The sequence below is a fragment of the Butyrivibrio proteoclasticus B316 genome (assembly GCF_000145035.1).
Taxonomy (GTDB): domain Bacteria; phylum Bacillota; class Clostridia; order Lachnospirales; family Lachnospiraceae; genus Butyrivibrio; species Butyrivibrio proteoclasticus.
In genome coordinates this window covers 2,939,358-2,953,549 of record NC_014387.1, presented here as the reverse complement: position 1 = coordinate 2,953,549, position 14,192 = coordinate 2,939,358, and the positions used below count along the sequence as shown (strand labels likewise).

Annotated in this window: 12 protein-coding genes; 10 read left to right on the top strand and 2 right to left on the bottom strand. The window is 38.0% G+C overall.

The annotated features are described in order from the left end of the window. Positions 1-2: 2 nt before the first annotated feature. Genes BPR_RS12235 through BPR_RS12200 form a run of 8 tightly spaced genes read left to right on the top strand, consistent with a single transcriptional unit; the run spans position 3 to position 9,487 of the window. Positions 3-1,352: a hypothetical protein gene (locus BPR_RS12235; protein WP_013281806.1), complete on the top strand. Its 1,350-nt coding sequence runs from the start codon at positions 3-5 to the stop codon at positions 1,350-1,352. Between the two features lie 18 nt (positions 1,353-1,370). Then, positions 1,371-1,967, top strand: a complete 597-nt coding sequence (locus BPR_RS21340; RefSeq protein ID WP_013281805.1) for a VanZ family protein — start codon at positions 1,371-1,373, stop codon at positions 1,965-1,967. Continuing rightward, the gene (locus BPR_RS12225; RefSeq protein ID WP_013281804.1) at positions 1,964-4,183 is read left to right on the top strand and encodes a CotH kinase family protein; all 2,220 of its coding nucleotides are present in this window, start codon (positions 1,964-1,966) and stop codon (positions 4,181-4,183) included. The genes BPR_RS21340 and BPR_RS12225 overlap by 4 nt, the downstream gene beginning before the upstream one ends. 20 nt (positions 4,184-4,203) lie before the next feature. Next, complete coding sequence (locus BPR_RS19970) at positions 4,204-5,220, top strand: glycosyltransferase family 2 protein (protein WP_013281803.1); 1,017 nt, start codon at positions 4,204-4,206, stop codon at positions 5,218-5,220. A gap of 8 nt (positions 5,221-5,228) precedes the next feature. After that, positions 5,229-6,392, top strand: a complete 1,164-nt coding sequence (locus BPR_RS12215; RefSeq protein WP_013281802.1) for a polysaccharide pyruvyl transferase family protein — start codon at positions 5,229-5,231, stop codon at positions 6,390-6,392. Between the two features lie 3 nt (positions 6,393-6,395). Next, positions 6,396-7,571: a Coenzyme F420 hydrogenase/dehydrogenase, beta subunit C-terminal domain gene (locus BPR_RS12210; RefSeq protein WP_013281801.1), complete on the top strand. Its 1,176-nt coding sequence runs from the start codon at positions 6,396-6,398 to the stop codon at positions 7,569-7,571. A gap of 24 nt (positions 7,572-7,595) precedes the next feature. Beyond that, complete coding sequence (locus tag BPR_RS12205; protein WP_013281800.1) at positions 7,596-8,768, top strand: galactokinase; 1,173 nt, start codon at positions 7,596-7,598, stop codon at positions 8,766-8,768. Beyond that, positions 8,765-9,487: a nucleotidyltransferase family protein gene (locus tag BPR_RS12200; RefSeq protein ID WP_013281799.1), complete on the top strand. Its 723-nt coding sequence runs from the start codon at positions 8,765-8,767 to the stop codon at positions 9,485-9,487. The genes BPR_RS12205 and BPR_RS12200 overlap by 4 nt, the downstream gene beginning before the upstream one ends. Positions 9,488-9,532: 45 nt before the next feature. On the opposite strand, the gene BPR_RS12195 is transcribed toward BPR_RS12200, so the two are convergent. Both BPR_RS12195 and BPR_RS12190 read right to left on the bottom strand, forming a co-directional pair. Beyond that, positions 9,533-11,083, bottom strand: a complete 1,551-nt coding sequence (locus BPR_RS12195) for a lipopolysaccharide biosynthesis protein (protein ID WP_013281798.1) — start codon at positions 11,081-11,083, stop codon at positions 9,533-9,535. Between the two features lie 127 nt (positions 11,084-11,210). After that, on the bottom strand, positions 11,211-11,762 hold the full coding sequence (locus BPR_RS12190; protein WP_013281797.1) for a DJ-1 family glyoxalase III: 552 nt from the start codon (positions 11,760-11,762) through the stop codon (positions 11,211-11,213). 166 nt (positions 11,763-11,928) lie between these two features. Between BPR_RS12190 and BPR_RS12185 the strand changes: the two genes are divergently transcribed. Next, a complete protein-coding gene (locus BPR_RS12185) occupies positions 11,929-12,534 on the top strand; it encodes a CYTH domain-containing protein (protein WP_013281796.1) in 606 nt (201 codons plus the stop codon). A gap of 168 nt (positions 12,535-12,702) precedes the next feature. After that, positions 12,703-14,160, top strand: coding sequence for a trigger factor (gene tig / locus BPR_RS12180; RefSeq protein WP_013281795.1), 1,458 nt, complete (start codon positions 12,703-12,705; stop codon positions 14,158-14,160). Positions 14,161-14,192: the final 32 nt, after the last annotated feature.

The window sequence follows — 14,192 nt, the reverse complement described above, 5'->3', positions numbered from 1 at the left end:
AAATGAGTGGTTTATCAGATAGCAAATATATCAATAATATAGAAGAAAAGGTATTCAAGGCTGTTTCTGTCATTTTTATCATATCAGCTATAGTCATGCCTCCATATTTTGGAATACCGGCTCCGGGATTTGATCTGACAGCAGTCAGGATGCTGATAATAGCACTGATGATTATGATATGCGCTAAACGTGAGAGATTATATGATTTTCTTCCGATGATCAAATATAATGGAGTCTTTTTGGCTACGGCACCATACATATTTGTTATCACATATACAATGGTCCTCAGAACAGACTTAAAAGCTTTTCTAAATCCGTTTATTGAATTCTTGATATTGTTTTTGGCTATATATGTGATAAGGCGTTCTCTTGGAGTAGATACAACAGTAAGAATTATACTTGGATGTTATTACCTGCTCGCTATAGAAGGTATTATAGAATACTTTTTGGGCTATTCCTTATTCTATTATTTAAAAACACTAGACGGAGCATTGTCGAGTGGAATATTTGTCAGGAATGGTCATTATCGAATAGTAGGTCCGGCGGCTCATGCTTTGGGATATGGGCTTATGTTAAATGTTGCATTACCATTAACATGCCTGGATCTTAAGAACAATAAGTTTTATATGTTCCAAAGACCGCTTCTGTTTTTTATGCTGATCATCAATATCGTTTTTACAGGATCGCGTTCATCTTTTGCGGTTATGGGAGTTGAAATTATAGGAATATTCCTTTTTTCTGCCAAAATGGAAAAAAAGCGTACACTGATAACAGGTACCATTGCGATTGTTGTTATTGGCGTATTATTGATTGCTTTATCGGGTACAAGCGTAGGAGGCTATTTTATGCTCCAGATCACCGGTGTAATTGACGAACTGTTTGATACGAGTTTATCTGTAAAGTATGGTGCTACGCTGGGTACAAAGACAAGCTCTGACTACAGAGATTATTTGTGGTATGTCTTTAAAGTTAATTGGCTCAATCCTTTGCTTGGTTTGGGCAGATCAAGGCCATTTTCTACTGTGATCAATGGTGTTACACTCAAGTCTCTGGATAATCATTATATTGGTGAATATGTGAGATATGCTTATCCGGGAATGTTTTCCATATTATTATTTTTTGTTGTAATGCTCTTTATGATGCTCAAAAAGATAATAAAGGATAGGGATGCTTATACTAAGGCTTTTTTCTTAGGATCGCTTTCCTACATGATCGCCTTGTATTATGTTGATTCACTGGGAACACTTAAGTATTTGTATTTGTTCTTTGCTTTATTTATTAGTTATGCGCCAGAACAGTTTGTGACCAGGATTAAAAATAAGACAAGTAAGTATATGAAACTAACGATATGAGTTAGATAGGCAATTTATATGGGACAGTTAAAAATATATTTTGATTATTTTATATATTTAACAAGTCAGCAGATGGATGGTGCATCTATATTGCTATTTATTGAAACGAGTGTTTTATCTGTTCTGCTACTTTATGGATTGTTTTTTGTATATGAAAAAGTAACTGGCAGGATAATTAACTCGAACAAAAAAAGAGCCCTTTGGCTCATGGCAATCTATGCATGTTTTATATTTCAGATAGCTTTTTATAGAAGACTTGGGATGGAAAAGTCGGCTATTCATACGAGAATATATTTCGGATTTAGAAAATGGGATGGGACTGTGGATGAAAAGCAGGTGGTATACAGCTTTTTGAACGTAGTGTTTTTTATTCCCTGGGGATTTCTCATAGCAAGTGCACTTGATAATAACTATAGAAGAATTGTCATGACTGTTTTTTATAGTCTTATCACAAGTCTGATCATAGAGGTTGCACAGTATTTCACCAGGACAGGTGCTTCAGAAGCTACTGATTTAGTAACAAATGCCTGCGGCGGCTTTATTGGCTGCCTTATATATATTGTTATAAAAAGTGTTTATACAAAAATAAACATTTTGAAAGAGGGTAATGTATGAAAAAAAGTTTTTTTAGTAATTTTAGGAAAAGGGATGTAGTGGTAGTTGTTATTACTATCGTTGCAATTGTTCTTCTGTTTTTGGTAATAAGGATGACAAGAAACAGAGACCGTATGGCGCAGCAGGAATTATTGGATAGTGCAGGTGCTTCAGAAACTTCAAATGATACAGAGGATTCCGAAAGCGAATTATTAGCAGGCAGTAATACAGCCAAAATAACAATAAATGAAGTTGATGGTAAGGGCAATATAGAATTATTAAATGGAGATTTTAAACCAATCTCTATAGGGGGATACATTGTCTCTGCTAATGGAAAGGAGACAATTATTGATGAAGGAACTTCCATAGATGCTAAGGGTCTGTGTGTTGTTCAGGTAGTCGGTATTGATGCCGATAGTGACAGTAATGTTATTCAGATATTCAATGATAAAAAAGAACTTGTCAGAGCAATAAGTTTTGGAAAGTTATCTTCAGGAACAAGCTACGGATGTTTAACTGATGGCAGCTACGAAGTGGGGTATATCAATTCATCTGTTGGTGAGAGTAATGAAGGAAGCACTTTAGCTGAGTCTGATGAGATTCTGCTTTCTGTTCCAAGTGGATTCTATGAGGAGCCTTTTGATCTGGAAATCATTGCTCCTAAGGATTGCAAACTTTTTTATACTACTGATGGTACGATTCCAACCACGGATTCTGAAGTTTACGAATCCAAGATATCTATTTCAAGGCCAAGTAGTACAAGTTACGTGTATGCAGTAAGCGATGGAAAGGGATACACACATACTTCAATTGTTCCCAAGAAGGTTAACAGAGGAACGGTAATTAATGTAATAGCGGTCAATGATAAGAATGAAATAGTGAGCCAGAAAACAGCGTCATATTATGTTGGTTATAATAATGATGCGGATTATGTTGGACTTCCGGTTCTTTCTATTGAAGTTGATCCTGATGAAATGTTTGGATTTGAGAAAGGCATATATGTACCCGGAAAGAGCTACTATGACGGATATATTCAGGGAAATATGTCTCTGGCAAACTATCTAAATGGTAACTCTGCCAAAGCTAAGATAGAATACTTTGAGCCGTGCAAGGATAAGACATATTCCGGTGATGTTTCTATTACCATCATGAGAGATGAAAGAAGAGGAGCAGAACAGAGGTCTATGGTTATCAAGGCTGAGAGTGATTATCCATCAGGAACAGGCCTTGATGAGTTCCTTAATAGTTCATCAAACTATTTACAGCTGTTGTCAGGCGGCGGTGATGTAAATTCCAAGATAAGGAATTATTTCGTAAAAGGCATTACTGAAGGAACTAATGTGATCACAAGAGATTTTCAGCCGTGCATGGTATTTATAGATGGTGAGTTCTGGGGAATGTATTCACTTGCAACCAACTATGATGAAAAGTACCTTGGAGAAAAGTATGGCGTTACAGACAAGGTCATAAAAGTAGAAACAGACTATATAGGATCATCTGAGTACAGAGAATTCTATAACTATGTTGTAAATACAGACTTTTCTGTTCCTGAGAACTATGAGAACCTTAAATCCATGATGGATATCAGTAATTATATTGAGTTTATGTGCGCCAATATATTTATCGGCAATACCATTATGGACAGGGGCTTTAGTGCCTGTGTTTTCAGGACTGAAGGAGATACAGGTTCAGGCTTTAATGATGGCAGATGGAGATGGGCTATAAATAGTGTAGATAATACTTTGGGAAATACATCAAGCTTTTTGACTCCATATAAAAAAGGTGATTTTTCTACACCTATGATGAACACATATCTTTCGCCAGGAATCAGGGATAATGCTTTCTTTAATTCTATTTTGCAAAATGATTCATTTGCAAAGGAATTTGAGCAGACGATGAATGAGTTGGTTGAAAATGCATTTACACGTGAGCATGCAGATGTGGTGTTGGAAGAATTGAATCAGACAATAGGACGAGCTGTTTATGCAACTAACCTAAGATTCTATTCTAATGAGATTAACTATTATGAGAGTGCTGAGAAAAAGATTAAGAGCTTTTTCTCAGCGCGTGAGAGATATCTGGATATATATACTAAAGAGTATATTGGACAAAAAGGTAATGTCTCCGGGAAAGTAGATGCTACTGATGAAGGAACAGAAGGGGCTTCTTCTGAATTTGAGGAGATGATACCAGGTGAAAATCAGGTAACTGATAATAGTCAGGTAGAGGAAAACTAATTACGGGGAAACTAGTTGGAATGACAGAGCTAATCAGAAAGTACGACTATAGGCTTTACTTTGGACTACTCAGAAAAGTGGATGATCGAGGTTCAAGGAAAGTATTGTATGTAGTACTGTCTCCACTTTTGTTATTATGCGGAGTATATAATTTCATATTTGAGAAAACCATTGACAGGCTTTTGGTTAAGAGAGAACTGGCAAATTTTCATGACAGGCATTATATAAACAACTTGTCTTTTGTGGCGTGTGTTTACAATGAGGCAAGGTATATTGAGGAATGGATAGAGTATCACAGGCTTGTTGGAGTTGATAAATTCTATATTTTTGATAATGGAAGTACTGATAATACAAGGCAGTTATTGCAAAAATATATAGATAAGGGAATTGTTGAGTACGAATTATTCCCTGGCAAGGGTAAGCAGCTTGATATGTATTATGCGGGCCTACGCAAAAGTAAAAGAACTTCCAAATATGTAGGCTTTATCGATCTTGATGAATTTGTAGTACCTACTGACAGCAGCAAAAATCTGGTTCAGGTTCTTGATGAGAGATTTAAGCATTTTCCGAATATGGCAGTTTTATCTATGAACTGGCTTGTGTTTGGTTCTTCCGGACATAAAAACAGACCGGAGGGGCTAGTTATAGATAATTATACAAACAGGGCAGAATACAACTCTTCAACAAACAGGTTACTTAAGTTTATATGTAATCCAAGGCTTATAAAGGGCTGCCTTACAAGTCCTCATTTTGCATATCTTAGAAATGATAAACTTAAGCAGCTGAATGAAAAGGGCATAGAAATTGATTCGCCATGGAATGATTATCCTAATAATACTTATGATTACATCAGGGTTAATCACTACTATGGTAAATCTGAAGAAGATTGCAGGGCCAAATTTGAGAGGGGAAATGTGAGCCGGCCTGATTATAAAAAGAGGAAATGGGATCAGTTTGTGCTATATGACAGAAACGAAGTACATGATGAGCGCATGTTGATTTATTCGGACAGAATTAAAGCATCACTGGGGGAGTGAGGTAATTCATGAAAAAGGAATACAATGTGTCAATCATTGGTTTAGAGATAGAAAATGATAATTTGGGCTGTGTTGCTCTCACGCTATCTTTTATAAATATTCTCGAGCAGATTGGCAAAGAATTAGGAGCAAGTATAAATATTACTGCTATCAGTTATTCAGATAAACAGTATGAGTGCAATGATATTATTCGTAAATTTGATGTAATAAGGGTGCATCCAAAGAGTTTTTCGTTTTGGAGTCAGCTCAAACATAACTTCAAAGAAGCGGATCTTGTATTTGATTTTACTTTGGGAGATAGTTTTTCTGATATTTATGGAGCGGATAGATATATTAAGACAAATCTGCTCAAAGACTTTGCAGAAAAATATAATGTCAGATTTATTCTTGGACCACAAACATATGGACCATATAATAGTGCATGGTCTAGGCGATGGGCTAAGCGTATAATTAAAAAAGCATATAAAGTTTATTCGAGGGACAAACAGTCGGCTGATGTTATTAAGCAGATGTGTGACAGAGAGGCTACGGTAGTTACTGATGTGGCGTTTGGACTTACATATACTGCCAAAGAGCTGGAGCAAAGCGGAAAGATAAAAGTAGCATTAAATCCGTCAGGACTACTGTGGAAAGGCGGCTATACCAGCAATAATCAGTTTAATCTGAGTATTGATTATCAGGAGTATTGCAAAAAAATATTATCGGAAGTTACAAGTAATGCTAATTATGATGTATATCTCATACCTCACGTTGGAGGCGGTAATCATGGAGGAGAGAATGATTATGAGATATGTCAAAAACTACATGAATTATTTCCAAATACTCATGTAGTGGCAAAGAGTAATAGTCCAATAGAGATTAAGAGTTATATTGCTGCTATGGATATTCTTATTGCTGCCAGGATGCATGCAACTGTGGCTGGCGTATCTGCTGGTGTTGCAACTATACCCGTGGCTTATAGTAGAAAGTTTATGGGATTGTATGATAATATTGGCTACGGATATGTTCTTGATGCCAGGAAATTGGATACAGAAAAGGCAGTAAGACAGACGATGGAATGGATATCTGGTTATAAAGAGCTTCAGATGGCGGCAGAAAGCTCCAGAGCTAGTGTTCAGGATAAATTAAATGATTTTTCAGGAAATCTGCTAGATATATTTAAGGCGATTTAATTTATGAATAATAAAAGAATTAGTGAGTATTGCTCAGCATGTGGTCTTTGCCAAGGAAAGGGATATGCTGAGCTTAAATTTAACGACGGACTTCTTAAACCAAATATGAATGTGGACAATACCGATTTTTTCGAATCAGTATGTCCGATCACAGGTTCTGTGTACGAAATACAGCCTGAATGGGGAGAGTTCGAGAAAGTATATGTGGGCTACTCAAATGATCCGGATATCAGGCATATGGCTTCAAGTGGTGGCGTTATCACATCACTTGCATCATATTTACTTGATAAGAAGCTTATAGATGGAGTTATCCATACAGGAAAAGATACAGATAAGCCCTGGAGAACCAAGACTTATTGCAGTACAACGCCAAAAGAAGTTGTGGATAGATGTGGCTCCAGATATACTCAGTCTATGCCACTGGCAGATATTTTTAATCTGACAGAATATGGCAAGAAATATATTTATATCGGGAAGCCTTGTGATGTCCTTGCCCTTACCAATTATTTCAAATTGGACAAGGAGTTTGCTTCAAGGTTCATATGTACAATATCTTTTTTCTGTGCAGGAGCACCTAGCGAAAATGCACAGATGAGGCTTCTTAAAGAGCTAGATTGCAAACCGGAGGAGTGCATTGAGCTAAGGTATAGAGGAGATGGATGGCCGGGCTACGCTACTGCTGTTAACCGTAGCGGCATTAAAACACAAATGACCTATAATGATTCATGGGGCAAGATCCTGGGCAGAGATATCAGGAAGTCTTGCAAGTTCTGTATGAATGGAACAGGTGAACCAGCTGATATTTCCTGTGGAGATGCCTGGTATTCCAAGGCGGATGGAACTCCGGATTTTACAGAGGGTGATGGCAGAAATATCATTTTCACCAGGTCAGATATCGGTGAGAAATTGTTTGAAGAGGCAGTTGAAGCCGGCTATATTACTGCAAGTGATTACAGAAGTGAACTAGTGGATTTTAAGAAAATACAGAAATTTCAGTATGAGAGAAAAGCTACAATGATGCAGAAATGCCTGGCGCTTAAAGTTATGTTTAGAACCGCGCCTGCATACAAAATATCTTCTTTAATGAGAGTGTCAGGAGCGGCAGAAGGAGTACCCCTTAAGAGAAAACTCTCAATATTCCTTGGGACTATTAAACGGATAGTTAAAGGAAAAATATAAGAATATTATGGGGAACATTAGAATATGAAATGTATTGAAGTTTATAATCAGTTTTATCACAAGGAGCCTGAAGGAATTTCTTTTTGCCCTTACAGAATATCACCGCTTGGAGCGCATATTGATCACCAGTATGGCAAGATCAATGGATTCGCTATAGATAAAGGGATTCATATTGCTTACTCTGCAAAGATGAATGGCGTTATTGAGGTTCAGTCTGTGGATTTTCCGAAAAGAGCTCAGTTTCATGTAATGTCCATACCGGATGAAAAGGTCGGCGACTGGGCTGATCATCTTAGAGGAGCGGCCAAAGAGCTGTCTGAGAAATACCCTCTCAGAATTGGCCTTTCAGCTGTAATTGAAGGATCACTTCCAATAGGTGGACTTAGCTCTTCTGCAGCAGTTATTATTGCCTTTTTGTCAGCTCTTGCCAAGGTTAATAATATTGTCCTTGATCAGTGGGAAGCCATCATGATGGCAAAAGCTGCTGAGAATAAATATGTTGGAGTAAACTGTGGTAAGCTTGATCAGTCATGTGAAGTACTCTGCAAAAAGAATAATCTTTTGTATCTTGACTGTGCAGATGACAGCTATGAACTCATTCCAAAGAGTGAAAACATGAAGCCTTTCAAGATAGCAATATTCTTTAGTGGTCTTGAGAGATCACTTGCTAACAGCGATTATAATCTTCGTCAGGATGAATGTAAGGCAGCAGCATATAGCCTTTTATCCTATGCAGGACTTCCATACGGAAAGTTTGCTGATACCAGGCTCAGAGATGTTCCAAGAGAAGTATTTGATGCATATAAGGACAGGCTTCCTGAGAAATTTGCAAGGAGAGCAGAGCATTTCTTTACCGAAATAGAGAGAGCAGAAGCAGGTGCCAAGGCGTGGAAAAATGGCAATCTTGATGAATATGGAAATCTTGTATTTGCTAGTGGAAAGAGCTCAGTTGTTAACTACGAATGCGGATGTCCTGAGCTTATTTCTCTATACAATATCATGACAGGTACTGACGGAATATATGGCGGAAGATTTAGCGGGGCCGGATTCAAGGGTTGCTGTATGGCTATTATTGAGCCGGACAAGGCAGAAGAGATCACAAGACATGTAGGTGAGTTGTACCTCAAGGAATATCCAAACCTTGAAGGCAAGTATTCATCATATATTTGTAATATTTCAGATGGAGTTAATTTATGAAGTGTATTATTTTAGCGGCGGGATATGCTACAAGACTATATCCTCTTACAGAGAATTTTCCTAAACCTTTGTTAAAGGTTGGAGACAAGGCGATACTGGACTGGCTTATTGATGATATTGAGCCTGTGATAGATGAATTTATTGTAGTATCCAATCATAAATTTGCTCAGATTTTCGAGGATTGGGCAAAAGGTAGAAGTGGGAATATCACTATCATAGATGATGGTACTACTAGCAACGAAACAAGACTTGGAGCAGTTAAGGATATACAGCTTGCAGTAAATAAAGCAGATATCAAGGATGATTGCATTGTAATGGCGGGAGACAACCTTCTCGATTTCTCTCTTGGCAAGTTCGTGGAGTTCGCAAGGGATAAGGGCACAGCTTGTGTAATGTGTCATCCGGAAGACAGACTGGAGGCACTTAGGAAAACAGCAGTTATTACAATGGATGATAATTGTAAGATTACTTCTTATGAAGAAAAGCCTGTTAATCCAAAGGGAAATCATGCTGTTCCGCCATTTTATTTCTATAAGGCAGAGGATCTACAGCTCATACAGACAGCTCTTGATGCGGGCTGCGGATACGACGCTCCGGGAAGTTTCGCAGCATGGCTCAGCACTCAGAAGACAATGCATGCTTTTGTTATGCCGGGGAAGAGATATGACATCGGAGACGTAGAGAGCTACGAAAGAGTAAAAGCTATTTTTCAGAAATAATAAAAAACTCATTAGTCAGGTAGTTTTGACTAATGAGTTTTATTTTTATGACTTTTTACTAAGACGCTTCCTGCCTTTACTAATTAATTTGATGAGCAATTCTTTACAATCATCAAATTCAGGCAGCATTTTGAATGTTACCAGTATAAGTACGTTTGATATGATAACGCATACAATGCCTCTTGTTATAAAGGTAAGCCAAGGAGATAGAACTATCTGGTTACATACAATAAGTGAAATAACACATATTATAATGGCATCAACAAAATAGAATATTATTCTCTTTACATATGAGAAAAAAGCTTTCTGATCAAATACATATTTGAAAAGGTTTCTAAGTATCCATGGGATAGATATAACAAGCTGGGCTACTACAGTTGAAAGGATAATACCGTAAATGCCTAAAAAGCGCACGGTTAAAAGATTAAGAGTGAGATTTGCTCCTGCAGCCACCATAGGTCTGTATTTATCATAAGTCCAGATACCAGCAGCATCTTTGTACATGTTAAAAAGACGAAGCGTCGCACTTGTGAAATAATAAATGCAAAAACAGATAACGATGCCAAAACTAAACTTTAGATCAGGGCCTACCCATATATCCATAACAGGCTGAATACAAGATATTATTCCAACAACAAAGACAGATGAGAGCCACATAATTATCATTGTGAATTTCTTGAGGTCTCTAATGTTCTTCTCAGAAGTTTCGGTAAGAAGGCTATTTCCAAATCCAGCCATGACTGAAGAGAGGAGAACTGATAAAAGTGTAGCAAGAGCATGTACTATGTAGTAGTAATTCTGGTACATAGCCAGTGCGGTAAGACCTAAAAACGAAGAAATGATAATTGGATCAGAAGAATTCATTACTACTGTGGAAAACTTGGCAGTAAAGATATCCTTAACTCTGCGATTGATAGCTGTGATAGTGTCTTTTGATAATTCGCCTTCAGGATGATATTTAGGAAACATTTTGGTCGTGATATATGCAGTACATACATTTATCAGAAGCTGAGAAGCCAGTGATAATATCAGGTAAATATAATAGTTTCTAAATAAAACAAGCGCTATTGCCTGCAAAATATATGTAACTGTATGTACGCTGATTGTAACCTTGCTGGTTATATCATTTCTTTGAAAAGAGGCTACCAGACAATTTCTGTAAGCAAAGAGAAAGTAACTAAATACTGTAGTTGCAAGATTAAGAATATAAAGGACAAATACATTAAGATCTTCAGGAACACTTCCTTTTATAAGCTTTGGAACGAAGGGAAGAATAATAAGACCTATTACTGCAATAACAGAGCCGATGATCCTATAGTATTTCCTGTATAACTTCATAAGAGCGCAAATCTGTGCCTCGTCATCATTTGCTATGGCTCTGTACATACTGTAGTTCATGGCGCTTCCGACGCCGAGTTCTGTCAGATTCAGTACTTGTAAAATGGATGCAAATAGACCATTAAGACCTGTGTACTCTACACCAAGATAATAGAGCATGAGAGTTCGCATGATAAAAGGTGCGATAGTAGTGTATGCGAAATTTATTCCCCCAAAAAAAGAATTTCTTACCGCATTTTTTGTTCTGTTTAATTTCATAAAATCCCCTTAACAAAAAATATGATTTTGAATATAAGTTTAAATTATAAGTCATTTATTATGATAGGGCAAATAGAACCTATCATAATAAATGGCTGCTTTAGTAAGTCTTTTGTTAATAGAGGAATCAGCACTTATATACAATTTTTGATGCCATGTTTTCTGCTGCATTACCATCCATAAAATGGCAGATGATCGCAAGACCAAAATCAATAGCAGTTCCCATACCACGGCTTGTTATAAAGTGGCCATCAACTGTAACTGGTGTTGTCTGAACATCAGCTCCTGTGAGGTCAATTTCACATCCCGGATAGCAGCAGGCTTTTTTACCATTAAGGAGTCCCATTTTTCCATAGACAGTTGGAGCTGCGCAGATAGCACAGAGCATTTTGCCTTCTTTATCAAATTCCAGAATTCTGTCTTTAAGTGGCTCGAAGTTATACAGATTAGTTGTTCCGGGCTGTCCCCCTGGAAGAATCAGCATATCAAGCGCATTAAAGTCGATATTTTCAAATAATTCATCTGCGATAACAGTGATGTTGTGAGATCCTGTAACCTCTTTTCTTCCCATGATTGATGATGTAATTATTTCTATTCCTGCGCGCCTTAACAGATCAACTACTGTAAGAGCTTCGATTTCTTCAAACCCGTCTGCGAGAAAAATAGCTGTTTTTGCCATGATAACCAACCTCCCAAAGCATAGTAATTTATAGTTGGAAACATTGTATCATAGTTTTTCTCCTAATGAGTTGTAATATCTTATTATTAGTGGATAATTTATATATACTGAAATCATATTATTATCAAAAAAAAATACTATCTCAGACCAATAGGAGTTTAAGACAATGGGAGTAGAAATCGAGAAGAAATTTACAGTAAAAGAAATACCATTTGATTTGGAAAAATATCCGTTTCATGATATAGAACAGGGCTATCTAAATGTGCATCCTGCAATTAGAGTCAGAAGAGAGGACGATATCTACTATATGACATATAAGGGGAATGTTTCGCCAAAAGGCATTGATTGTTTCGAGGCAGGAGATACAAGCGGGAATAATAACAGATATGCAGATGCTCATTCTGCGAATGATAGAATAGGTCAGACGGAGTACAACATGCCACTTGATAAAGAGAGCTATGAGAATCTTGCAAAGAAAGCTGACGGGAATGTGATCAGGAAGAGGAGATATCTTATTCCACTCAATGAGGATGCTTATTCCAGTGATTATCTCGAAAAAGATCCATCAACTAAGAGGGCATTAGAATCCGGTAACATGAAGATCGAGCTTGATGTGTTCAAGGCTCCTTTTGATGGAAGGATTCTTGCTGAGGTCGAATTTCCGTCAGAGGAAGCGGCCAGAAACTATAAACCTGCTGATTGGTTCTATGAAGATGTGACGGGAGACAGAAGATATTCCAATTCACAGATGAGTACAGAAAAAATAATTTAGAAATAACTGTTAAGCGTGTAAATCCATGTACTTACAGGAATAAGTGCATGGATTTTTTGTGCGTATTTATAACAAAAAAGTGTGGAAATTTATAAAACTCTATGTTAAAATGTTAAACGATTGTGCCCAGATGGGGCTAAGACTTTTTTAGGAGGAAACAATAGTAACATGAGCGTAACAGTAGAAAAGCTCGAGAAGAGCATGGCTAAGCTTAAAATCACAGTTTCTGCAGATCAGCTTGAGAAGGCTATGCAGAAGGCATATGAGAAGAATAAGAATAAGATCCAGCTTCCTGGATTCCGTAAGGGTAAGGCTCCTCGTAAGATGATCGAGCAGATGTATGGTAAGGGAGTATTCTACGAAGATGCAGCTAACGAGCTCATCGAGGAAGAGTATCCTAAGGCAGTTGAAGAGTGCGGCGAGAGCGTTGTATCTTCACCTAAGATTGATGTAGAGCAGATCGAGGCAGGTAAGGACTTCATCTTCACAGCTGAAGTTGCTCTTAAGCCACCGGTTAAGCTTGGTAAATATAAGGGCGTAGAAGTTCCTAAGATGGACGTAGAAGTTACAGATGAGGACGTTGATGCTGAGATCGACAAGCAGCGCAACACAAACGCCAGAACAGTAGATGTTACAGACAGAGCTGTTAAGGATGGCGATATCGTAACTCTTGATTTCGAAGGATTTGTTGATGGAGTTGCTTTCCAGGGCGGTAAGGGAACAGATTATCCTCTTACAATTGGTTCAGGTGCATTCATTCCTGGATTCGAAGAGCAGCTCGTTGGATTTGAGATTGGTAAGGAAGGCGATGTTAACGTAACATTCCCTGAGGATTACCAGGCTGAGGATCTTGCAGGTAAGGCTGCAACATTCAAGTGCACAGTTAAGGCTATCAAGGCTAAAGAGCTTCCTGAACTCAACGATGAGTTCGCTAGCGATGTATCTGATTTCGATACACTTGCTGAGTACAAGGAAGATGTTAAGAATAAGCTCGTAGAACGTAAGACAGCTGATGAGAAGGCTAAGAGAGAAGATCTCGTAGTTAAGGCCGTTATCGAGGATTCTGAGATGGAGCTTCCTGAGGCTATGATCGAGACTCAGCAGAGACAGATCGTTAACGATTTCGCTCAGAGACTTCAGATGCAGGGCATGAACTTTGATCAGTACATGCAGTACACAGGCAACACTGTTGACAAGATGCTTGAGCAGGTTAGACCACAGGCTATCGAGAGAATTCAGGCTAGACTCGTTCTTGAGGCAGTTGCAGAGGCTGAGAAGATCACAGTTTCTGATGAAGATTTCGATGCTGAGCTCAACAAGATGGCTGAGCAGTACAAGATGGAAGCTGACAAGCTTAAGGGACTTATGGGAGATGCTGAGCTTAAGACAATGCGTGAGGATCTCACAGTTCAGAAGGCAGCAGATTTCCTTGTAGAGAACGTTAAGGAAGGCGCTAAGAAGGCAGCAGCCAAGAAGACAACTAAGAAGGCAGCTGATGACGCTGAAGAGAAGCCAGCTAAGAAGACAACAACAAGAAAGACAACAGCTAAGAAGGCAGCTGATGAAACAGCTGAAGAGAAGCCTAAGAGAACAACAAGAAAGAAGAAGACAGAAGAAGAGGCTTAATATATAATTAACAGGGTCGGCATATGCCGGCC